At 64.5% G+C, this 20,757-nt stretch carries 19 protein-coding genes and 1 pseudogene; 13 read left to right on the forward strand and 7 right to left on the reverse strand.

Annotation, left to right across the window (positions count from 1 at the left end; translation table 11 throughout):
• Positions 1-59 precede the first annotated feature (59 nt).
• A complete protein-coding gene (locus tag PNAP_RS02620) occupies positions 60-2,141 on the reverse strand; it encodes a lytic transglycosylase domain-containing protein (RefSeq protein ID WP_011799948.1) in 2,082 nt (693 codons plus the stop codon).
• 9 nt (positions 2,142-2,150) lie between these two features.
• On the opposite strand from PNAP_RS02620, the gene PNAP_RS02625 reads away from it, so the two are divergent.
• A complete protein-coding gene (locus PNAP_RS02625) occupies positions 2,151-2,789 on the forward strand; it encodes a 5-formyltetrahydrofolate cyclo-ligase (protein WP_011799949.1) in 639 nt (212 codons plus the stop codon).
• An 86-nt stretch (positions 2,790-2,875) separates the two neighbouring features.
• Here PNAP_RS02625 and PNAP_RS02630 read toward each other — a convergent pair whose 3' ends face one another.
• Positions 2,876-3,853 carry a LysR substrate-binding domain-containing protein gene (locus PNAP_RS02630; RefSeq protein ID WP_041376480.1) on the reverse strand — a complete coding sequence of 326 codons (978 nt, stop codon included), beginning with the start codon at positions 3,851-3,853 and terminating at the stop codon, positions 2,876-2,878.
• A gap of 139 nt (positions 3,854-3,992) precedes the next feature.
• Here PNAP_RS02630 and PNAP_RS24865 point away from each other — a divergent pair, with 139 nt between their 5' ends.
• Complete coding sequence (locus PNAP_RS24865) at positions 3,993-4,454, forward strand: DUF2917 domain-containing protein (protein ID WP_011799951.1); 462 nt, start codon at positions 3,993-3,995, stop codon at positions 4,452-4,454.
• Positions 4,455-4,478: 24 nt separating this feature from the next.
• On the opposite strand, the gene PNAP_RS02640 is transcribed toward PNAP_RS24865, so the two are convergent.
• Complete coding sequence (locus PNAP_RS02640; RefSeq protein ID WP_011799952.1) at positions 4,479-4,883, reverse strand: BLUF domain-containing protein; 405 nt, start codon at positions 4,881-4,883, stop codon at positions 4,479-4,481.
• A gap of 84 nt (positions 4,884-4,967) precedes the next feature.
• Between PNAP_RS02640 and PNAP_RS02645 the strand changes: the two genes are divergently transcribed.
• On the forward strand, positions 4,968-5,726 hold the full coding sequence (locus PNAP_RS02645) for a Crp/Fnr family transcriptional regulator (protein WP_041376938.1): 759 nt from the start codon (positions 4,968-4,970) through the stop codon (positions 5,724-5,726).
• A gap of 122 nt (positions 5,727-5,848) precedes the next feature.
• The gene (glmU, locus tag PNAP_RS02650) at positions 5,849-7,270 is read left to right on the forward strand and encodes a bifunctional UDP-N-acetylglucosamine diphosphorylase/glucosamine-1-phosphate N-acetyltransferase GlmU (protein ID WP_011799954.1); all 1,422 of its coding nucleotides are present in this window, start codon (positions 5,849-5,851) and stop codon (positions 7,268-7,270) included.
• 680 nt (positions 7,271-7,950) lie between these two features.
• Here glmU and PNAP_RS02655 read toward each other — a convergent pair.
• On the reverse strand, positions 7,951-8,433 hold the full coding sequence (locus tag PNAP_RS02655) for an Lrp/AsnC family transcriptional regulator (protein WP_011799955.1): 483 nt from the start codon (positions 8,431-8,433) through the stop codon (positions 7,951-7,953).
• A 138-nt stretch (positions 8,434-8,571) separates the two neighbouring features.
• Between PNAP_RS02655 and glmS the strand changes: the two genes are divergently transcribed.
• Positions 8,572-10,428, forward strand: coding sequence for a glutamine--fructose-6-phosphate transaminase (isomerizing) (gene glmS, locus PNAP_RS02660; protein WP_011799956.1), 1,857 nt, complete (start codon positions 8,572-8,574; stop codon positions 10,426-10,428).
• Positions 10,429-10,535: 107 nt separating this feature from the next.
• Here the strand turns inward: glmS and PNAP_RS28220 are convergent, their stop codons facing one another.
• Entirely contained in the window at positions 10,536-11,117 is a 582-nt protein-coding gene (locus tag PNAP_RS28220) for an IS5 family transposase (protein WP_011799957.1), read from the reverse strand.
• A pseudogene (locus PNAP_RS28225) lies at positions 11,066-11,242 on the reverse strand (transposase); the annotation flags it as partial. The gene PNAP_RS28220 and the pseudogene PNAP_RS28225, both read right to left, overlap by 52 nt.
• Before the next feature lie 320 nt (positions 11,243-11,562).
• Here PNAP_RS28225 and PNAP_RS02675 point away from each other — a divergent pair.
• From PNAP_RS02675 to PNAP_RS02685, 3 genes are read left to right on the forward strand one after another with little or no spacing between them, the layout of a single operon-like run.
• Entirely contained in the window at positions 11,563-12,033 is a 471-nt protein-coding gene (locus tag PNAP_RS02675) for a rhodanese-like domain-containing protein (RefSeq protein ID WP_041376940.1), read from the forward strand.
• A 51-nt stretch (positions 12,034-12,084) separates the two neighbouring features.
• Entirely contained in the window at positions 12,085-13,011 is a 927-nt protein-coding gene (gene epsC / locus PNAP_RS02680) for a serine O-acetyltransferase EpsC (RefSeq protein ID WP_011799959.1), read from the forward strand.
• Positions 13,008-13,280 (forward strand): helix-turn-helix domain-containing protein, encoded by a 273-nt coding sequence (locus PNAP_RS02685; protein ID WP_011799960.1) that lies wholly within the window; start codon positions 13,008-13,010, stop codon positions 13,278-13,280. Before epsC ends, PNAP_RS02685 begins: the two co-directional genes overlap by 4 nt.
• Positions 13,281-13,427: 147 nt before the next feature.
• On the opposite strand, the gene PNAP_RS02690 is transcribed toward PNAP_RS02685, so the two are convergent.
• Entirely contained in the window at positions 13,428-14,804 is a 1,377-nt protein-coding gene (locus PNAP_RS02690) for an IS701 family transposase (protein WP_011799600.1), read from the reverse strand.
• Between the two features lie 34 nt (positions 14,805-14,838).
• On the opposite strand from PNAP_RS02690, the gene PNAP_RS02695 reads away from it, so the two are divergent.
• The 5 genes from PNAP_RS02695 to PNAP_RS02715 all read left to right on the forward strand — a co-directional run bounded on the left by PNAP_RS02695 (position 14,839) and on the right by PNAP_RS02715 (position 20,750).
• On the forward strand, positions 14,839-15,720 hold the full coding sequence (locus PNAP_RS02695) for a family 2A encapsulin nanocompartment shell protein (RefSeq protein WP_011799962.1): 882 nt from the start codon (positions 14,839-14,841) through the stop codon (positions 15,718-15,720).
• 14 nt (positions 15,721-15,734) lie between these two features.
• Positions 15,735-17,774, forward strand: coding sequence for a family 2A encapsulin nanocompartment cargo protein cysteine desulfurase (locus tag PNAP_RS02700; protein ID WP_011799963.1), 2,040 nt, complete (start codon positions 15,735-15,737; stop codon positions 17,772-17,774).
• Positions 17,775-18,095: 321 nt separating this feature from the next.
• A complete protein-coding gene (locus PNAP_RS02705; RefSeq protein WP_408633748.1) occupies positions 18,096-19,079 on the forward strand; it encodes an aliphatic sulfonate ABC transporter substrate-binding protein in 984 nt (327 codons plus the stop codon).
• Between the two features lie 7 nt (positions 19,080-19,086).
• Positions 19,087-20,016, forward strand: a complete 930-nt coding sequence (locus PNAP_RS02710; protein WP_011799965.1) for an ABC transporter permease — start codon at positions 19,087-19,089, stop codon at positions 20,014-20,016.
• Positions 20,013-20,750 carry an ABC transporter ATP-binding protein gene (locus tag PNAP_RS02715; protein WP_011799966.1) on the forward strand — a complete coding sequence of 246 codons (738 nt, stop codon included), beginning with the start codon at positions 20,013-20,015 and terminating at the stop codon, positions 20,748-20,750. Before PNAP_RS02710 ends, PNAP_RS02715 begins: the two co-directional genes overlap by 4 nt.
• The last annotated feature ends 7 nt before the right edge of the window (positions 20,751-20,757 follow it).

Here is a 20,757-nt window from a genome sequence, read left to right on the forward strand (position 1 = left end):
GGCCTTGACCTCCAGGCGCAAAGGCCAGAAGTGATTCGCTTCAGGCGCCCGGCGGCGCTTCAGGGCAGGTCCATGTACGGCTCCGGCATGCTCGCATCGCGCGGCCCGATCATGCCCAGCCGGCTTTTCAGCGACTGCGGCTGGCCCGTCAGGATGGCCGCGTAGTTGGTGGTGTTGGACAGCACTTTCTTCACGTAGTCGCGGGTTTCGGCGAAGGGCACGTTCTCGGCCCAGATGGCGGCGTCGAGCACATGGCCGTTGCGCCAGGTGCGCGGCCGGCCCGGTCCGGCGTTGTAGGCTGCGGCGGCCATCGGCATCGAGCCGCCCAGGTCGTCGAGCGCCAGCTTCAAATAAGCCGTGCCGATGGTGATGTTGGTGTCGCGGTCGTTGATCTGCTCGGGCGTGAAGCCGTCGAGGCCGATCTTGTTGGCGGTCCAGCGCGCCGTGGCGGGCATCACCTGCATCAGGCCGGAGGCGCCCACGCCGGAGCGGGCGTCCATGATGAAGCGGCTTTCCTGGCGGATCAGGCCATAGACATAGGCCGGGTCGAGGTTGATGGACTGGCTGCGCTTGACCACGGCGGCCTGAAACGGCATCGGAAAGCGCTGCTCGAAGTCGGCCACGCTGGTGGTGCGCTCGCTGGTGTTGATGCAGCGGTCCCAGATCTGGCGGTCGCAGGCCACCTGGGCGGCGGCCAGCAGTTCGCGCTCGCCCATGCCGCTCTTTTGGTGCAGGTTGGTGGCGTAGTTCCACTCGCGCACGCCTTCGGAGCGCAGGCCGATCATGATGGCGTAGGTGGCCCGGCTCAATCCGGGGTTGAGCCGAGCGGCGTCTTTTTCCTGCGCGGTGAGCGGCGCCGGCTTGGGCGGCACGGAGATTTTCAGGCCCAGGTCTTCGAGCGCCAGCTGCTCGTAAAAGCCGCTCGCCGAGGCGATCGACTGCAGCAGCCTGAGCCCTTCGATGCGCTGCGGCGCCATGACGGTGGTGGTCGCCGGGCCTTGCGGCGTGACCACGGCGGTGGCGATGTCAGGCGGCGACATGGCCAGCAGCGCGCGTGCTTTCCAGTAGGTCCAGACCGGCTCCTTGCGGCCGTCCTCGCTCATGGCGTTGATGGCCGCAAGGACCAGCTGCCAGCTGGGCTGGGTGCCGGCGCGCAGGGCGGCGCGCGCCTTCCAGGCCAGCATGTCGTCGGTCAGGTCGGCGTCCTTGGTGACCCGGGCGTAATACTGCAGCGCATCGCCGGCCGGCTGCGTGCCCATGCGGCTGGCGGTCTGCTTGCCGATCAGGCCCCAGAGCCAGTTGCGTTCCTCGGCGGTGAGCTGCAGCGCCCATTTGCCGTCGAGCTGGGAGGCGGCGCCTTCGGAGTCGCTGATGGCCAGCTTGACCAGCGCCAGCGTGATGATTTCCTTGCGCACCGTGCGCAGCGCCAGGTATTTGCCGGCCAAAAACTTGATCGGGCTGCTGTTCAGCTCGGCCACCATGCCCAGCGCCTCGGGCGCGACGATGGCCACGGCGTTGCTGGCCGCCTTGGGCCGGTTGGCTTCCAGCGCCAGCCTGGCCTTTTGCCAGACATCGAGCGGCGTCAGGTTGTTGCTGCCCACCAGCCGCTCGGCGGCGGCGGTACAGCCGTCGTCGGCATCGCGCTGGGCGTACCAGTTCTTGCGCACCTCGCCCGACAGGCGCGCGTCCTGCGTCGGGTTTTTCAGGTGTTCGACCAGCAGCGCGTAGCAGCGCAGCTCGCGGTCGTCGTTCATTCGGTACTTCGGGTATTCGGCGGAAAAGCTGGCCCAGTCGCGGCGCTGGCCCAGCAGCAGCAGCCAGTCGTTGCGCAGCCGGTCTTCCTGGTAGCTGCCGGCATAGCGCGCCAGGAAGTCCTGCACTTCCTGCGGGCTGGCTTCGCCCAGCCTGGCCTTGAGTTCCCAGTAAGCCGCCCACGGCTCCAGCGCATGGCCCCGGGCCTGCGGCAGCAGCTGCGTCAGCCGGCCCTTGTCGCCGCGCTTGAAGGCTTTGTTCATCTCCACGATCAGGCTGTCGCCGGCGGCATTGGCGCCCGGCGGCAGGGCGGTGGAAGGACTTTGCGCCAGGGCTGGCGCGACCAGTGCGGCTAAAACTGCCGCGCTGCAAAGAAATTTGTATAGCATTGACGCATTATGGACAAATTAAGCACACGAAAAGCGTTGGTGCAATCGCGCCTCGACATGCCCGACCGACTTGCCCGGGCAGACTTGCTGCAGCGCGTGATGCGCATCTGGCTGGTCGGCTCGCCCCACGAGGTGATAGGCGCGTACTGGCCGATCAAGGGCGAGTTCGATCCGCTGCCGGCGCTGTACCGCTGGCAGGAAGACGCCGTGCTGAGCCCGGAATTTCAGGAAAATACGCATCTTCCGCATGCCGAGCGGGAACAGTTTGCTACAGAAAGCATAGCTGGCCGGTCGCCGCGCAAGATCGGACTGCCGGTGGTCAACAAGCTGCACAAGACGCTGACATTTCACGCCTGGTATCCCGGCTGCCCGATGGAAGAAGACGCCTACGGCATCCCCAAGCCCAAGGACACCGAGATCATCGTGCCCACGCTGCTGTTCGTGCCCTGCGTCGGCTACGGGCCGGGCGGCTTCCGGCTGGGTTACGGCGGCGGCTTTTACGACCGCACGCTGGCCACGCTGTCGCCGCGTCCGTTCACCGTCGGCCTGGGCTACAGCCAGGGCTGGCTGCCCGACATGGAGCCCGAGCCGCACGACGTTCCGCTCGATGTGGTGCTCAACGACCATGGCGTGGTCTGGCCCGTCTGAAACCATTGCCAGTCATTCCGGGTTGCTATTGAATAAGTAGCTGCTTACGCCCGCAGGATATGCGCCAACGGCTGATTTGATGCTTTTTATCTGGCTGGCGCAGCGGGTGGAACGTCGCCAATCGCCTCGCGCGTCTGTGCCGCCTGCGCTTCGATCCAGCTGCAAAACGCCTGCACCTCGGGCCGTGCGGCATTGCGCGGCCCGACGATCAGCCAGTAAGCCATCGGCGAGTCCATGCGCCGGTCCGGCAAGACCTCGACCAGGTCGCCACTGGCCAGGCTCTCGGCAATCAAGGGCATGCGCGCCAGCGCCACGCCCTGGCCGGTCAGGGCCGCCTGGGCGATCTGGTGGGCATAGTTGAAATACAGCCAGCGCTTGGGCTCGAAACGCCGCAAGCCCTGCATGTCAAACCAGCGCTGCCAGCTCAGCCATTCCATGTGCTGGGTGCGGTGCGCGTCGCTGGCTTCGACCAGCGCAAACCGGGCCAGATCCTGCGCATTTTGCAGGCGCGGGCCGCTCTTGAGCAGCCAGGGGCTGATGACCGGCGTGAGCTGCTCGCCGAACAGGCGCCGCGCCTGCGCCGGCACGCTGGCCGGCATGCTGTAGCGCAGGGCCAGGTCCACGTCGGTGGTTTCCAGGTCCACCGGGGTGTCGGTCGCATCAATGCGGATGTCGATGTCGGGGTGCTCGCGCTGAAAGGCCTCCAGCCGGGGAATCAGCCACATCGAGGCAAACGACGCCCAGGTGCTGATGGCCACGCTTTTGCGGCCGGCGCTTTGCCGGATCATGCGCACCACGCCATCAATGCGCTCCAGCGAGGGCAGCACGGCGCGCAGCAGCTGCGCGCCCGCGCTGGTGAGTTCGACAGCCCGCGTGTGGCGAAGAAACAGGCTGACGCCAACGTCTTCCTCCAGGCTCTGGATCTGCCTGCTGACGGCCGACTGGGTCAGCGACAGCTCTTCGGAGGCGGCGCGGAAATTGAGGTGGCGGGCCACCGCCTCGAAGGCGCGCAGTTGCCCGGCGGCAATCGGCCGGGAACGCAAATGGGGGTGTGGATGCTGCATGGGGATGGAAGGAAGAGGTCGGCTGATTAATGCGCTGAAAGCATGAATAGCGTACCGCGATTTCATTGGACTGCAAATCCTGCCGGCCCGATCATGGTTGCCTGGGAGACTGATTTCCCGGGATTTTTTGGAGAACATCATGACTTCTTTTTCGGCTTCCCATGCGCTGGTCGGGGCCGTCCAGACCGCCCGCTTTTCCAGCCAGGCCCGTTCGTGCGGCGGTAGCCGGCCGGCCATCAGCTACACCCTGCCCGCCGGCCAGGCGATGACCGTGCAGGCGCGCGAGTCCGGTGTGCTGCGCGTCGGCCAGGGGCGTCTGTGGGTGACGTTCAGCCATGCCGACCGCGACCACCGCGTGCCGGCCGGCGACCACTTCCTGGGGTTTGGCGAAAGCTTGTGGCTGTCAGCCGGGCAGACCGTGGTCATGGAGTCCTGGCCTGAAGCCGCACCAGGCGCAGAGGGCGCTGGAACGTCGGCCTGCGTCAGCTGGGAAGCCGATGCGCCGGCCCGCCTCCTGGGCGGCTTGATGGCGGCCGGATGGCGCGCGGCCACGCTGCGTCCGCTGGCGGGTTTGCGCCATGCGCTGGGCCTGGCGGCATAAGGCCGCCGGCCGCATCAATCCGCTTCACCCATCCACATCCAGGTCCGAAAGCAGGGCCACGAAAGCCTCCACGGCAGCCTGCCCCTGCAAGCGCTGCAGCCGCTCCAGCAGCTCGATATCGTCCACGGACGTGTAACCCAGGCTGAAGCGGCGAAAGCGGCGCTGGTCCAGCGGCCCGTGGTGCAGCACGGCCACACCGTGATGGCGCGGGTCTTCGCGGATTCGCGCCATCAGGTCCGCCACCTCTTGCGCGCAGCCCTCCAGCTGCTGGCAAAAATGCATGCCGTCGAAGACCAGCAGGCCGGTAATGTGCCGCTGCTGGTTGTGGCTGCGCGCCTTCACGGCAATGTCCGCCACGACACGGATGGGCGCGTCAGCGGCAAGCGTGCTGACATAAATGATTTCCTGAAGGCCAGTGGTGGTATGCATGGGTAGGCGAGAATGTATCGGCCAGCGCTGCCCTGGACAATGTCAAAAGACACAGTGGCTCAAAATTTTTCCAGCAAGGCCTATATGGACACTCTTCAGCCAGGTCCGGCTCCCAGCCCACCTCCGTGTAAGGCGTGCCGGTTGCGAAAAACCGGCGCTTTCACCCCGGTGTCCGCCGACGAAATGGCGTTCATCGAATCGTTTCGCACCAGCACCCTGAACCGGCCGGCGGGCAGCACGCTGATGCATGAGCAAAAGCCCGGCGGCAAGCTGTTCACGCTGTACGCCGGCTGGGCGTTTCGCTACAAGACCCTGAGCGACGGGCGCCGCCAGATCCTGAACTTTCTGCTGCCGGGCGACCTGATCGGCCTGCAGCAGGAGTTCAGCGACGGCGCCATGCATGGCATTGAAGCGGTGACCGATGTGAGCCTGTGCGTGTTTCCCCGGGACGGGCTGTGGGAGCTGTTTCGCCGCTACCCCAACCTGGGCTACGACATCACCTGGCTGGCCGCGCGCGAGGAAGGCATGGTCGATGACAACCTGCTGTCAGCCGGCCGGCGCAACGCCGCCGAGCGCGTCGCCATGCTGCTGATGCACCTGTACCGGCGGCTGGAGCGGCTGGGGCTGGTGCAGGACGGATCGGTCGAGTTTCCGATCAACCAGCAGCACATCGCCGACATCCTGGGCCTGTCGCTGGTGCATACCAACAAGACCATGCGGCGCCTGCAGCAACTGGGCCTGCACGAAATCCGCAACGGGCGGCTGTGGCTGCGCAACCCCAAGGCGCTGCAGCGCCTGGCCGACTACTACGATGCGCCGCTGCGCAGGGCGCCGCTTTTATAGCTTGCGGGTTACCCCTGTCGGCGGCTGATAATCCAGCGCACCAAAATGTGCTGCAGGCGCTGCGCTGGCTGTGGCCCAGCGGACTTGCACATTCAATCTTTCACCCTTTCACAGGAAATTCCATGGCAATTCACCCCCTCGATGTCGTCATCATGGCCGCCGGCAAAGGCACGCGGATGAAAAGCAGCCTGCCCAAGGTGCTGCACCGGCTGGGCGGGCGCGCCCTGCTGGCGCATGTGCTGGACTGCGCCGCGCAGCTGTCGGCGCGCCAGGCGGTCGTGATCACTGGCCATGGTGCTATGGAAGTTGAAGCAGCTTGTGCCCGAAGGACGGGCGCTTCAGCCGATTTAAGCCTGAAATTCGTGCGCCAGGAGCCGCAACTGGGAACCGGCCATGCGGTGCAGCAGGCGCTGCCCGTGCTGCCTGACGATGGCATCACGCTGGTGCTGTCGGGCGACGTGCCGCTGACGCAGGCCGCTACCTTGCAGGCGCTGCTGGCGCAGTGCGACGGCCAGCGGCTGGCGCTGCTCACGCTGAGCATGGCCGACCCGGCGGGCTACGGGCGCATCGTGCGCGCCGGCACGCAGGCCTCCGCCCAGGTGCGCGCCATCGTCGAGCACAAGGACGCCAGCGAGGCCGAGCGCGCGATTCATGAAATCTACAGCGGCATCATGGCCGTGCCGACGCGCCTGCTGCGCCGCTGGCTGGCGCGGCTGGACAACGACAACGTGCAAAACGAGTACTACCTGACCGACATCGTGAAGTTCGCGGTCGCCGACGGCGTGGCCGTGGTGGCGCACCAGATCACGGACGCCGCGCAGGTGGCCGGCGTCAACAGCCCGGTGCAGCTGGCCGAACTGGAGCGGGTGTACCAGCAGCGCCTGGCCACCACGCTGATGGAGCAGGGCGTGCGCCTGGCCGACCCGGCGCGGCTGGACGTGCGCGGCCAGCTGACCTGCGGCCAGGATGTCGAGATTGACGTGAACTGCGTGTTTGACGGCCGGGTCAGCCTGGGGCAGGGCGTGCGCATTGGCGCCAACTGCGTGATTGCCAATGCGGCGATTGCCGCCGGCGCGGTGATTCATCCGTTCACCCATATCGACGGCGAAAAGCTCGGCGTGCAGGTTGGCGAGGGTGCGATGGTCGGGCCGTTTGCCCGCCTGCGGCCCGGCGCCAATCTGGGCGCCGAGGTGCATATCGGCAACTTTGTCGAGGTCAAGAATTCCACGCTGGCGCGGGGCGCCAAGGCCAATCACCTGGCCTACCTGGGCGACGCCACGGTGGGCGAGCGCGTGAACTACGGCGCCGGCAGCATCACCGCCAACTACGACGGCGCCAACAAGCACCGCACGGTGATCGAGGCCGACGTGCACATCGGCAGCAACTGTGTGCTGGTGGCGCCGGTGACAATAGGCGCGGGCGCCACGGTGGGCGGCGGCTCGACCATCACCAGGGACGTGCCTGCGGGTGCCTTGAGCGTGGGGCGGGGGCGGCAGGTGAGCATTGCCAACTGGGCGCGGCCGGTTAAGAAACCTGGGGTTTGAGGGGCTGATTGGCTGTTTGCGCAATGGCTGCGGGCGTTGTTTGCTATTGAATTCATAGTTGTGCTGGTTTTGCGTGGTTGGGCTGGCCGGGAGTCGCCCGGCAGCGACTCACTTTCTTTTGCTTCGCCAAAAGAAAGTAAGCAAAGAAAAGGCGACCCTGCTGTCCGCGACCCCTTCGCTACGCTACGGGGCACCCTGCGGTACTCGCTTCAGGCGGGGTCCGCGCAAACTCGCCTTCGGCTCAAACAGCGCGCGGCCCTGATCCGCCTGAAGCTCCGTTCCTCAGCGCTGACAGAAGGGCTTGGGGTCGGGAAAAAAAACCAATACCAGCAGCCTAACAGCCGAATACGCAGAACGCGCAAGCGCGCTCTGCTCCCCGCTTCCGAATCCGATTGCGATCCAAACCCGTCCTGGCCGAGCCTGCGCTACGCCGCAAAAGCGGGATCAGGGCCGCGCGCTGTTTGAGCCGAAGGCGAGTTTGCGCGGACCCCCGCTTTTGCGGCGTAGCGCAGGTTGCCCGAAGCGAAGCGCAGGGACTCGGACTGCGGGTCGCCTTTTCTTTGGTGACTTTCTTTTGGCGAAGCAAAAGAAAGTTACTTGCCGCCGGGCAACCCCCGGCCAGCCCAACCACGAAGAGCCAATAAAGCTATGAATTCAATAGCTGCACAAGCCCGTCCCCATTACGCAAGCATCACTTTAGGCTGAAATTTAGCCCGTTTGATGCTGAAAAACGCCTTCACATTGCGCACATTCGCATTGCTGGTGAACAGCCGCTGCGCCAGCGCCTGGTAGCCCGGCATGTCGGCCACATGCACCAGCAAAATGAAGTCCGGCCCCGGCGACACCCGGTAGCACTGCTGCACCGCGTCGTCGGCCACCACCCGCGCCTCGAACGCCTCCAGCCACTCGGCGCCCTGCTGGTCCAGCGAGATTTCGACCACTGCGCTCAAGCCGTAACCCAGCACGCCGGCCAGCTTGTCCGGGCTCAGCACGGCGATTTCACGCTCGATCAGGCCCGCATCGCGCAAGCGCTTGACGCGGCGCAAACAGGTCGGCGGCGAGATGTGGACGCGCTCGGCCAAGGCCTGGTTGCTCAGGCTTGCATCGGTTTGCAGCAGTTCAAGCAACCTGATGTCGGTCGCATCAGCGTAATTTTGTTCCATTAAAAATCAAATTTCAAAATTAAATTTCAAAGAAAAATATGAGTGAAATTAAATTCCAAAAATGACAAAAAATCAATCACCTTAAAAAATAGCCAAGCCGTAGCATCGGCAGACCATTTTTACAAGGGAGTGCTTTTTATGTGCGGCATCGTTGCAGCGGTTTCCAGCCGAAACATTGTTCCCATCCTGGTGCAGGGCCTGCAGCGGCTCGAATACCGGGGTTATGACTCGTGCGGCGTCGCGGTGTATGCCGACGGCCTGAAGCGCGCGCGAAGCACCTCGCGCGTGTCCGAGCTGCAGGAGCAGGTCAGCGCCGAGCACATCCAGGGCGGCACCGGCATTGCCCACACCCGCTGGGCCACCCACGGCGCGCCCGCCGTGCACAACGCCCACCCGCATTTCAGCCACGGCACCGGCGCCGGCAGCGCGGCGCGTCCGGGCAAGGTGGCGCTGGTGCACAACGGCATCATTGAAAACCACGACGACCTGCGCGCCATGCTGCAGGCCAAGGGCTATGTGTTCGAGAGCCAGACCGACACCGAAGTCATCGTGCACCTGATGGACAGCCTGTACGACGGCGACCTGTTCGAGGCGCTCAAGGCCACCGTGGCGCAACTGCACGGCGCCTATGCGATTGCCGCCTTCTGCAAGGACGAGCCGCACCGCGTCGTCGGCGCCCGCGCCGGCTCGCCGCTGATCCTGGGCGTCGGTGTGCTGGCCGACAACGTGGAAACCTTCCTGGCCAGCGACGCGATGGCGCTGGCCGGCGTCACCGACCAGATCGTCTATCTCGAAGAAGGCGACATGGTCGATCTGCAGCTGGGCAAATACTGGATTTTTGACCGCCACCAGCAGCGCGCCGAGCGCGAGGTCAAGACCGTTCACGCCCACAGCGGCGCGGCCGAACTCGGCCCCTACCGCCATTACATGCAAAAGGAAATCTTCGAGCAGCCGCGCGCCATCGCCGACACGCTCGAAGGCGTCAACGGCATCGTTCCCGAGCTGTTTGGCGACGAGGCCTGGCGCACCTTCAAGGACATCGACTCGGTCTTGATCCTGGCCTGCGGCACCAGCTACTACAGCGGCTGCGCGGCCAAATACTGGCTGGAGTCGATTGCCGGCATCCCCACGCAGGTCGAGGTGGCCAGCGAATACCGCTACCGCACCTCGGTGCCCAACCCGCGCACGCTGGTCGTCACCATCACCCAGAGCGGCGAAACCGCCGACACGCTGGCCGCGCTGCGCCACGCGCAAAGCCTGGGCATGACGAAAACCCTGACCATCTGCAACGTGGCCACCTCGGCCATGGTGCGCGAATGCAAGCTGGCCTACATCACGCGCGCCGGCGTCGAGATCGGCGTGGCTTCGACCAAGGCCTTCACCACCCAGCTGGTCGGCCTGTTCCTGCTGACGCTGGCGCTGGCGCAGTCCAAGGGCCGCCTGCCCGAGGACGAGGAAACCGCGCACCTGAAGGCGTTGCGCCACCTGCCCGCCGCGCTGCAGGCCGTGCTGGCGCTGGAGCCGCAGGTCATCAGCTGGTCCGAGGACTTCGCGAAAAAGGAAAACGCGCTGTTCCTGGGCCGGGGCATGCATTACCCGATTGCGCTCGAAGGCGCGCTCAAGCTCAAGGAAATCAGCTACATCCACGCCGAGGCCTACCCGGCCGGCGAACTCAAGCACGGCCCGCTGGCGCTGGTGACCAGCGCCATGCCGGTGGTCACCGTGGCGCCGCACGACGCGCTGCTCGAAAAACTCAAAAGCAACATGCAGGAAGTTCGCGCCCGGGGCGGCGTGCTGTATGTAGTGGCCGACGCCGACAGCCGCATCGACAGCAGCGACGGCGTGCACGTCATCCGCATGCCCGAGCATTACGGCGCGCTGAGCCCGCTGCTGCATGTTGTGCCGCTGCAGCTGCTGGCGTATCACACGGCGTGCGCGCGGGGAACCGATGTGGACAAGCCGCGCAATTTGGCCAAGAGCGTGACGGTGGAGTGAGGTGGGGGACGGGCTGGAATTGGTGTTGGTCGAAAACAAAGTCCGTCGGATTTTTGTTGTCGGCTAACCACAAGGTGCCTTTAGCAATTAGGCCGTGTTCGGAAAGTTCAGTGGAGCCATTTCATGATGCCGGCGATGTGTACAAAGCCCAGAGATCGGATGTCGAGCTTGTCAAAGCGGGTCGCCACACGGCGAAAGGCCTTCATGCGCTGGAAGAGGTTTTCAATCAGGTGCCGCGTCTTGTAGCGGTGCTTGTCCAGGACACGCTGCTTTTCGCGGTTGACCCTGGAGGGGATGATGACCTGCATGCCACGCTTTTCTGCCGCCTGGACGATCTTGTCGCTGTCATAGGCTTTGTCCGCCAGAGGGGCCTTGGCCTGCAGCCCATCGAGCAGTTCGGGCACGGGTTTGGAGTCGTGACGCTGTCCCGGGGTCAGCACAAAGCGCAGCGGGTTGCCCAGGGCGTCGCAGACGGCGTGGATTTTGGGTAGTTCAGGTCCCCGCGCGTGATGCCGATGGCCTGCGGGCCGCTGGTTTTGCGGGCGCCTGCCGAAGCTTGATGCGCCCGGCAGCAGGTCGAATCGACCATCACCTCTTCCATGTCGGGTTGCTGCTGCACGCCCTGGAAAAGGCGCTCGAAGTGCCCTTTGCTGCACCAGTAGGCGTAGCACTGGTAAACCACATTCCATTTCCCCAACCGCTCGGGCAGGTCGCGCCAGGCGGCGCCCGTGCGGGCCATCCACAGCAGGGCATCGAAAAATGTCCTGTGCGCCCCGCCGGGGCGGCCCTTGCAAGGCGGCATCAGCGGCGCGATACGCTGCTACTCCTCATCGGTGAAGGCATGTCGTTCTTGAGTCATTGTGCTGGCCGAAACGGGTGATTGCATCACTGCCGCAGCGCTCAAGAAGCGTGCGGCGGTCATGCGAAGCTTTTCCTTGAGCTTGCACAACATCAGCACATCAAACTTTCCGAACACGGCCTAAAGACGATTTGAGATTTAAGAAACTCGTTTTTATTCTTTTGAGTTTGAATTCCAGGTATTTAAAGTCCCATTCATTGATGCCGGCTGCTGGTCATACCCATCGAAATGGCGGCTGATCCGGGTTTTCTTCAACCAAACTCTTGGACATGGCGATGGCCTCTGAAACAACTGAACTGGTTTTGCCTTTAGCGCTTGATGTTGCACGGGAAGACGCGCGGGAAGCCGGCTTGTCTTATGCGGGCGGGGTGCCTCCGGCCGTGGCGTGGCAACTGTTTTCTACCGGCCATGCGCTGTTGGTGGATGTTCGCTCGGGCGAAGAGCGCAAGTTTGTCGGCCATGTGCCGCAAAGCCTGCATGTGCCCTGGGCCAGCGGCACCAGCCTGACGCGCAATCCGCGCTTCGTGCGCGAACTTGAAGCGAAAACCGGCGGCAAGGATGCGGTGCTGCTTTTGCTGTGCCGCAGCGGCAAGCGTTCTGCGTTGGCCGCAGAGGCCGCAGCCAAGGCCGGTTTCACGCAGGTTTACAACGTGCTCGAAGGCTTTGAAGGCGAAATTGACGAACAGCAACATCGCGGCGCGGCCGACGGCTGGCGTTTTCACGGTCTGCCTTGGGTGCAAGACTGAAAAAAGCGGGAATGAATCCGTATCACCAAAACTTTTTTCAGGAAGATCATCTTGGCTGTTTTTGACATTGAGCATATTGTGGGCGCGCTGCATGCGGTGCGCCAGGACTGGCGCGAATCGCAAAAGCGCTCGCGTGAGCCCGGCGGGCGCGAACTTCCATCGCGTGATGCACTGGCGCAGGTGGTCGAAGCGCTCAAGGGTGCGCTGTTTCCCATGCGGCTGGGGCCGCTGGACCTGCGCCAGGAAAGCGAGGACATTTATGTCGCCCATACGCTGGACTCGGCGCTGCACCAGCTTTTGGCGCAAATCCGGCTGGAGCTGACTTACAGCGCACGCCATCAAATGCGCAATGGCTCCGACCTGGAGGCCGAGGCATTGACCACCACGCGCAGTTTCGGCGCCGCGTTGCCCGAGATTCGCAAGCTGCTCGACAGCGACGTTCTGGCGGCCTATCACGGCGACCCGGCGGCGCGCAGCGTGGATGAAGTGCTGCTGTGCTACCCCGGTATCCTGGCCATGATTCACCACCGGCTGGCGCACCAGCTCTACCGGCTGGGCCTGCCCTTGCTGGCGCGCATCGTGGCCGAACTGGCGCACGCCGTGACCGGCATCGACATTCATCCGGGCGCGCAAATCGGCGCGAGTTTTTTCATCGACCACGGCACGGGCGTCGTGATTGGAGAAACCGCCGTGATCGGCCAGCGCGTGCGGCTGTACCAGGCCGTCACGCTGGGCGCCAAGCGCTTTCCCACCGATGAGGAGGGCAACCTGCAAAAAGGCCTGCCGCGTCACCCGGTAGTCGAGGACGACGTGGTGATTTACGCCGGCGCCACCGTGCTGGGCCGGGTGACGCTGGGCCGAGGCGCGACCATCGGCGGCAATGTCTGGCTGACCCATGACGTGCCGCCCGGAGGCAACGTGACACAGGCTGTTTCCCGCGAAGCAGGACAAGGCAGCGCTGCCAGGCAGCGGCCGTGAGGCCCACGCTGGTTGAGTGTTTCGGCATTGCCCTTCGTCAGTCGCGCGAGGCTAGGAACTGGTCGCAGGAACAACTCGCTGAGCACTCCAACCTCAACCGCTCCTATGTCGGCGAGATTGAACGGGGCAGCGCGATTGCATCGCTGGCGACGGTCGAAAAACTCGCTCTGGCCCTGGGCATCAGTCCGTCTGCGCTGGTCGGTCGCGGCGAGGCGGTGAGCCAGGCCAATGTGGTTCGAGGGATCAGGTTGATGGCTATAGCATGTTGAAGCCTGCGCCCTGACAACACACACTCCTGTTCATCCATTTTTATTTTGTTTCATTTTTAGAGGATTTCCTATGTCAGCAACAGTGGGCGGCACCACCGCATTGGGCGATAGCGCCGCACGGCAACTAGCACTACTCTGCCATGTCACTCACGCTGACGCAGGTTTATCGTGGCGCCGCAATGAGGACACTGAACGCAAATTACCCGACAAAGCGCGGCGAGAATGGCCCGGCGTACCGCTGGCAATGATGGTTGCGGTGGCGGTCCCGGTGCATTGGATGCCAGTTTTTTTTCCCGCTTGCAAAACACTGTCCAGACGTCGGTGCTGCAGATAACCAAAAGCCATCATGGTCAGCAGCGCGTGATGGTGCAGTCCCAGCCAGGATCTGCCTTCGTAATGGTCCAGGCCAAGTTCATCCTTGAGTTGCTGATGCGCCTGCTCGCACGCCCAGCGGGCCTTGATCGCGCGTACCAGCGTCCTGCGCGGCGTGTCAGCCGGATGGTTAGTAAAGTAATACTTGCGCTCGCCACTGGAGCGCACTTCGCACACCAGCCATGCGGCTTGCCCCGGAAGATGCTGCCAATGCGATACCAGCGCGCCGTCAGCAACGCACACCCACACAGCAGCAAAGCGTGCGCTGAGCATGCCCTTGGTGCCGCTGCGCCAGGAACAGCGCCGCAGGGCCTTGGAACCCAACGTTTCAATCATCTGCACGACGGACACGCTCGGCGTCGAAGGTCTTGGGTGCTTGGCGGGGCGCCCCACCGGGGGATCGGCCGGCACATCGAGCCGCACATCAGCTGGATAGACCTTCTGCGTGGGCTGCACGCCCACTGCCCATCGTAGCCCTCGCTGCGTAAGCCCAGCGCGAAAGCCTGCCGAACTGCCATAGCCGGCATCGGCCAGCACCATGCCAAAGCGCACGCCGTCAGCCAGCGCGGCATCGATCTGCGCCAGCGCGATGTCACCCTTGGTCTCGAACGTAATCGACTCGGGTACCTTGGCTGCTGCACGACGCGCTTCGTCCTGTGCCCAATCTTCGGGCAAGTACAGCCGCAGGGCGATCGGCACTGGCACTTCCTTGCGCGCTAAGGTGAGCGATACCAATACCTGGCAGTTAGCCTGCTTACCGAGTACGCCGCAGTGTTGGCGCTTGACCCCTACCGAGTGCTTGCCCTGCTTGGGTAGCGCCGTGTCGTCCACGATCAGCACAGCGTCCTTGCCGCCTACCAAAGCGTCAGCCTTCTTGCGCAGCACCTGTTCCAGCGGAGCGGTGGACCAAGTCGATGACGACACAAAATGGTGGAGTTGCTGCGTCTGACCGGGACACACACGTTCAGCCATGGGTGCGACACTTTTGCGCGCGCCCGGCCCCAGGAGTCCTTGCAGGTAGAGAGGTGCCCAGCAGCGCTGCTCGGAACGTGTGAAAACGGCCAGGAACGGCTGGAGCCATTCCTGAAAATCTTCAGGCCAATTGGTTCTGACAGGAATCACGGTATCCATGGATATCCCTCCGACAGCCATATCCAGAAATTCTACCCTTTCACTTGGCAGAGTAGTGCTAGCCAATGCCACCAAGACCACGGCGCAGCTCGAAACCATCTCGCCACGCTGGCTCACCCACCTGCTGCAATGGGTGCCAGTCGAGGCCGGTATCTATCGCCTCAACAAGGTCAAGAATCCCGAGTCGATCAAGGTCAAATGCACGGCGCGTGAGCAAGAAGGCCAGTTGCCGCGCACCTTTGTGGACTACGAGGAAAATCCGCGCGAATTTTTCCTCAACGCCGTCAGCACCGTGCTCGACGTGCATACGCGCATCTCCGACCTCTACAGCAGCCCGCACGACCAGATCAAGGAGCAGCTTCGCCTGACGATTGAAACCATCAAGGAAAACCAGGAAAGCGAGCTGATCAACAACCCCGACTACGGCCTGCTTTCCCAGGTGTCCGAAGAACAGCGAATTTTTCCATTGACAGGCGCCCCGACGCCAGACGACCTGGATGAACTGCTGACCAAAGTGTGGAAGGAGCCGGCATTTTTCCTGACCCACCCGCTGGCCATTGCCGCCTTCGGGCGCGAAGCGACCCGGCGCGGAACGCCGCCGCCAACGGTCAGCCTGTTCGGCTCTCAGTTCATCACCTGGCGCGGCATTCCCTTGATTCCTTCCGATAAGGTGCCGGTGGCCGACGGCAAGAGCAAAATCCTGCTGCTGCGCGTGGGCGACAAGCGCCAGGGCGTGGTCGGCCTGTTCCAGCCGGGTCTGACGGGCGAGCAGGGGCCGGGCCTGTCGGTGCGCTTCATGGGCATCAACAACCACGCCATCGCGTCCTACCTGATCTCGCTGTACTGCTCGCTGGCCGTGCTGACCACCGACGCGCTGGCCGTGCTCGACGATGTCGAGATCGGCAAGTACCACGATTACGCCGACACCTACAAATAAGCCGCGCCGTGAGCATGCTTGCAACCAACCCCAGCGCCGCGCCTGCGGCCTTTGAGTCGCCCCTGGACACGGCGCTGCTCTCGCGCATGGCAACGGCGCTGTTTGCCGCCTTGCCGGGCGAGGTGGCCGCGCCGGCAGGCCTGCATTCCGCCGCTGGCCTGCCTTCGACGCCGCCAGCATCGTTGCCCGGTTTGCCGGCGACGCCACTGGGCGTGCAGGCGCCGCTGCAACTCGCGCCAGCCGGATCGCCGCTGGCCAGCCCGGCGGGCTTTGGCCCCGGTGTGCCGGGCACCCCGATTCCGCAAGGCCAGATACCGGGCGCCAACCTGATTCCGGCATCCCCTGCGCAGGTGCCGTCGCTGGGCAACCGTGCGCCCGCGCTGCTGCCGCATGCGGTCGCGGGCAACGGCGTGCCCGACAAACTGGTGAGCGCCGTGCCGGCCTACGAACCACGCCTGGCCGGCGCGACGATTGGTGTGCCTGAAGCATCCGCGGCCACGGTGTCGCAAGCCGGACGGAACCCGGCGGCAAACGCTGTTCCGTTCTATTTTCTCGGTGACCAGCACGGCCATCCGTCGCCCGGCGGGCGTGATGCCCGTGTCGTACCAAGCCAGGGCGGCAGCCTTGATTCGCTGGCGACCTTGCCGTTTGAGCAGCCGGCCGTTCCCGCCTTGGCCGCGCCTGCCGCGCCTGTCCATGCGCCCGAGGCCGCGTCCGGCCAGCCCAAGTTCTATTTCGTCGATTCGGTGGTGTTGCCCAGTGGCTATGTGACGCCCGCCAAGCCCGCGCCGCATGCGGTCGAGCCGCTGGCGGGCCGCTCGGCGCATCCGGCTTTCGATGTGCAGGCGGTGCGCCGCGATTTCCCCATCCTGCAGGAGCGCGTCAATGGCCGCCAGCTGGTCTGGTTCGACAACGCCGCCACGACGCACAAGCCGCAGTCGGTGATCGACCGCGTCTCGTATTTTTACGAGCACGAAAACTCCAACATCCACCGCGCCGCCCATGAACTCGCCGCCCGCGCCACCGACGCCTACGAAGGCGCGCGAGAGCGGGTCAGGAAGTTCATCAACGCCCCGGACGTGAACGAGGTGATCTTCGTGCGCGGCACCACCGAGGCCATCAACCTGGTGGCCAAGAGCTGGGGCGGGCAGCATGTCGGTGAAGGCGATGAAATCATCGTCAGCCACCTGGAGCACCACGCCAACATCGTGCCCTGGCAGCAGCTCGCTGCCGCCAAGGGCGCCAAGCTACGCGTGATTCCGGTGGACGACAGCGGGCAGGTGCTGCTCGATGAATACGGCAAGCTGCTCAACGACCGCACAAAAATCGTCGCTGTCACGCAGGTGTCCAACGCGCTGGGCACCGTGGTTCCCGTCAAGGAAATCGTGGCGATGGCGCACCGGGCCGGCGCCAAGGCGCTGGTCGATGGTGCGCAGGCGATTTCGCACATGCGCATCGACGTGCAGGACATCGGCGCCGATTTCTTTGTGTTCTCCGGCCACAAGGTGTTCGGCCCGACCGGCATCGGCGTGGTCTGGGGCAAGCGCGAAGTGCTGGAGGACATGCCGCCCTGGCAGGGCGGCGGCAACATGATCGCCGACGTGACGTTCGAGAAAACCGTGTTCCAGCCGATTCCAAACAAGTTTGAAGCCGGCACCGGCAACATCGCCGACGCCGTGGGCCTAGGCGCGGCCATCGACTACGTGAGCCGCGTGGGCATCGAGAACATTGCCCGCTACGAGCACGAACTGCTGTGCTACGGCATGCAGCACCTGGGCGAGATCAAGGGCGTTCGCCTGATCGGTACGGCCAGCGACAAGGCCAGCGTGATGTCTTTTGTGCTGGCGGGCTACACCACCGAGGAAGTGGGCAAGGCGCTCAACGACGAGGGCATTGCCGTGCGCACCGGCCACCACTGCGCGCAGCCGATTTTGCGGCGGTTCGGGGTCGAAACCACGGTGCGGCCTTCGCTGGCGTTTTACAACACCTTTGGCGAGATTGACCGACTGGTCGCCGTGGTGAAGCGGCTGGCGGACCAGCGGCGCACGTTTTAACGACCGCTGCCGGTTTTTTTGCGCTCCGAGGCGAAAAAACCGGCGTTCTGACGACATGCCGCCAGGCTTGTCTGTGCAAGTGTTCAGCAATCAACAGTTGTTCAGCATTTTGTCGATTCCAGGGTATTTGAAAAATCAGCTCTATCAAGCTATCTCCTTGATTTAAAAGAGCTTGTTCAGTGGCAGGGTTCCTGCTATGCAGGATTGAAGCAACGCGCCATGCCCTCAGTGCATTCTGATGGGCTGGCCCGCTTGCGTAACTGCATGCAGCCGACGACTACGGCTTAAATTGAAACCCAGATGGAAATCTTCCCCATGACACTGAATCGACGTACCCTTCTTTCGCTCACCGGCGGCCTGGCTGGCGCAGTGATCGCCCCCGCAACGCTGCGCGCGGCCGATCTGCCGCAGGAAGTGCGTATCGATTACGCCACCTATTCGCCCACCAGCCTGGTGCTCAAACGCTTCGGCTGGCTTGAAGAAGACCTCAAGCGTGACGGCGTGGCGGTGAAATGGGTGTTCAGCGCGGGCAGCAACCGGGCGCTGGAATACCTGAACGCCAAAAGCCTGGACATCGGCTCTGCGGCTGGGCTGGCCGCCTTGCTGGCGCGGGCCAATGGCAACCCGATCCGCGCCCCCTACATTTTTTCGCGGCCCGAATGGACCGCGCTGCTGGTGCCAAAGGACTCGCCGATCCGCACGCTGGCGGACCTCAAGGGCAAAAAAGTGGCTGCGACCAAGGGCACCGATCCTTATTTGTTCCTGCTGCGCGCGCTGCAGACGGTCAAGCTCAAGCGCAGCGACATCGAACATGTCTCCCTGCAGCACGCCGACGGCCGTGCGGCGCTGGAGCAGGGGCGCGTGGACGCCTGGGCCGGCCTGGACCCGCACATGGCGGCCAGCGAACTCACGGCCGGCTCCCGCCTGCTCTACCGCAACGTCGCCTTCAACACCTATGGTTTTCTGAATGTGCGCGAAGACTTCCAGCAGCGCCACCCGGAACTGCTCAGGCGCGTCATCGGCGCCTATGAACGCGCCCGCCTGTGGACGCTGGCCAATACCGGCGAAGCGGCCCGCATCCTGGCCGACGAGGCCAAGGTCAGCCTGCAGGTGGCGCTGCTGCAACTCAAGCTGCGCACCGACCTGAGCAATCCGCAGCCTTCCGCCGAACATGTGAAGGCGCTGCAGGCAGCCACGCCGATTCTGCTGGACGAGCAACTGGTCAAACCCGGCACCGACCTGCTCAGAACCGTCGAAGCGCTGGTGGACACGCGTTTTGCGCAGGGACTGATTCGCCAGGCCTGAGCCGGCCATGCCCACCATTTTTTCAAAGACCGCCATGTCTGCCAAGCCATTGACCATTGCCCCCCATGATGTGCGGGAGACGCCTGCATCGGTATTCCCGGGCCGTCGGGCTTATCCGGCCCGCCCAGTCGCTGAAGCCGATCAGGCCGATGCGTTGCGTGAAATTCGCCCCGCGCGGCACTGGCCGGGTATCGGCCTGGTCATCCCCTTGCTGGCGCTCGTGCTGGGCGAGGCTGCGCCGCGCCTGGGCTGGATCAGCCCGCACCTGTTGCCGCCGCCCAGCACCGTGCTGCAGACCCTGCGCGACTGGGGGCCGCTGACACTGGCCACGCATATCGGCGCCAGCGCGGCGCGGGTAGCCGCCGGGTTTGCGCTGGGCGCCGCGCTGGCGGTCGCCATCGGGGCGCTGGTGGGCCTGTCCCGGCTGGGCGAGCGCCTGTTGGCGCCGAGCTTTCAGGCCCTGCGCGCCATTCCCTCTCTGGCTTGGGTGCCTTTGCTGCTGCTCTGGCTGGGTATTGACGAGGCGCCGAAGATCGTTCTGATCGCCATCGGCGCTTTTTTCCCGGTCTACATGGGCGTGGCCTCGGGCTTTCGCGATGTGGACCGCAAGTTGGTGGAAGTCGCCCGCATGGCGCGGCTCTCGCCGCTGGCGCTGGTGCGCCGGGTGCTACTGCCTGCGGCGCTGCCCGCCGTGCTGACCGGCCTGCGTAATGGCCTGAGCCTGGCTTGGATGTTCATGGTGGCCGCCGAGCTGATTGCCGCCAGCCGTGGGCTGGGCTATTTGCTTACCGACGGCCGCGAGACCAGCCGCGCCGACATCGTGCTGGCTGCGATCTTGCTGCTGGCGCTGCTGGGCAAGCTGACCGACAGCGCCATGCAGTGGCTCGAACACCGGCTACTGTCCTGGCGCGACACCTTTGACGGCGGCCAGTCATGAGCACGGCACTACTGGACATCGAGGTGCGCCGCAAGACCTTTGGCGATGCTACCGTGCTGCAGGGCATTCGTCTGCAAATCAGCGCGGGCGAAATTGTCAGCCTGGTTGGCGCCAGCGGCTGCGGCAAGAGCACGCTGCTACGCATCGTGGCCGGACTCGAAACGGCTTATCAGGGGCGCATCACGCTGGGTGGCCAGCCGCTGGCCGGACTGAGCCGCGATGTCGGTTTTATTTTTCAGGAGCCGCGCCTGTTTCCCTGGCTGAGCGTGGCGCAAAACGTCGCCTTCAGCGCCGGAGCGCAAGGCGCACGCGATCCGCGCGTGGCGCAGTTGCTCGCCGAAGTGGGACTGGCCGGCCTAACCGATGCGCTGCCCAAGCAGCTCTCGGGCGGCCAGGCGCAGCGCGTGGCCATTGCGCGCGGCCTGTTTGGCCAGCCGCGCCTGCTGCTGCTGGACGAGCCGTTTTCAGCCGTCGATGCCTTTACCCGCATGCATCTGCAGGACATGCTGCTCGACATTGCGCGGCGCCACGGCACCACGCTGCTGCTGGTGACGCATGACATTGACGAGGCGGTCTATCTGGCCGACCGGGTCTGGGTGCTCGACAGCAAGCCCGGCCGCCTGTCGGCCGACATGGCCATTGACCTGCCCCAACCCCGCCAGCGCGATACCGAGGCGCTGGCGCAGCGGCGCATTGGCGTGCTGCACGCGCTCCAGGCAGTTCACGCCATTTGAGGCTGAC

The organism is Polaromonas naphthalenivorans CJ2, from assembly GCF_000015505.1.
GTDB lineage: Bacteria > Pseudomonadota > Gammaproteobacteria > Burkholderiales > Burkholderiaceae_C > Polaromonas > Polaromonas naphthalenivorans.

Coding starts and splice junctions, on each gene's coding strand:
- PNAP_RS02620 (WP_011799948.1), bottom strand. CDS start 2,141: ATGCTATACAAATTTCTTTGCAGCGCGGCAGTTTTAGCCGCACTGGTC.
- PNAP_RS02625 (WP_011799949.1), top strand. CDS start 2,151: ATGGACAAATTAAGCACACGAAAAGCGTTGGTGCAATCGCGCCTCGAC.
- PNAP_RS02630 (WP_041376480.1), bottom strand. CDS start 3,853: ATGCAGCATCCACACCCCCATTTGCGTTCCCGGCCGATTGCCGCCGGG.
- PNAP_RS24865 (WP_011799951.1), top strand. CDS start 3,993: ATGACTTCTTTTTCGGCTTCCCATGCGCTGGTCGGGGCCGTCCAGACC.
- PNAP_RS02640 (WP_011799952.1), bottom strand. CDS start 4,883: ATGCATACCACCACTGGCCTTCAGGAAATCATTTATGTCAGCACGCTT.
- PNAP_RS02645 (WP_041376938.1), top strand. CDS start 4,968: ATGGACACTCTTCAGCCAGGTCCGGCTCCCAGCCCACCTCCGTGTAAG.
- glmU (WP_011799954.1), top strand. CDS start 5,849: ATGGCAATTCACCCCCTCGATGTCGTCATCATGGCCGCCGGCAAAGGC.
- PNAP_RS02655 (WP_011799955.1), bottom strand. CDS start 8,433: ATGGAACAAAATTACGCTGATGCGACCGACATCAGGTTGCTTGAACTG.
- glmS (WP_011799956.1), top strand. CDS start 8,572: ATGTGCGGCATCGTTGCAGCGGTTTCCAGCCGAAACATTGTTCCCATC.
- PNAP_RS28220 (WP_011799957.1), bottom strand. CDS start 11,117: ATGGAATGTGGTTTACCAGTGCTACGCCTACTGGTGCAGCAAAGGGCA.
- PNAP_RS02675 (WP_041376940.1), top strand. CDS start 11,563: ATGGCCTCTGAAACAACTGAACTGGTTTTGCCTTTAGCGCTTGATGTT.
- PNAP_RS02690 (WP_011799600.1), bottom strand. CDS start 14,804: ATGGCTGTCGGAGGGATATCCATGGATACCGTGATTCCTGTCAGAACC.
- PNAP_RS02700 (WP_011799963.1), top strand. CDS start 15,735: ATGCTTGCAACCAACCCCAGCGCCGCGCCTGCGGCCTTTGAGTCGCCC.
- PNAP_RS02710 (WP_011799965.1), top strand. CDS start 19,087: ATGCCCACCATTTTTTCAAAGACCGCCATGTCTGCCAAGCCATTGACC.
- PNAP_RS02715 (WP_011799966.1), top strand. CDS start 20,013: ATGAGCACGGCACTACTGGACATCGAGGTGCGCCGCAAGACCTTTGGC.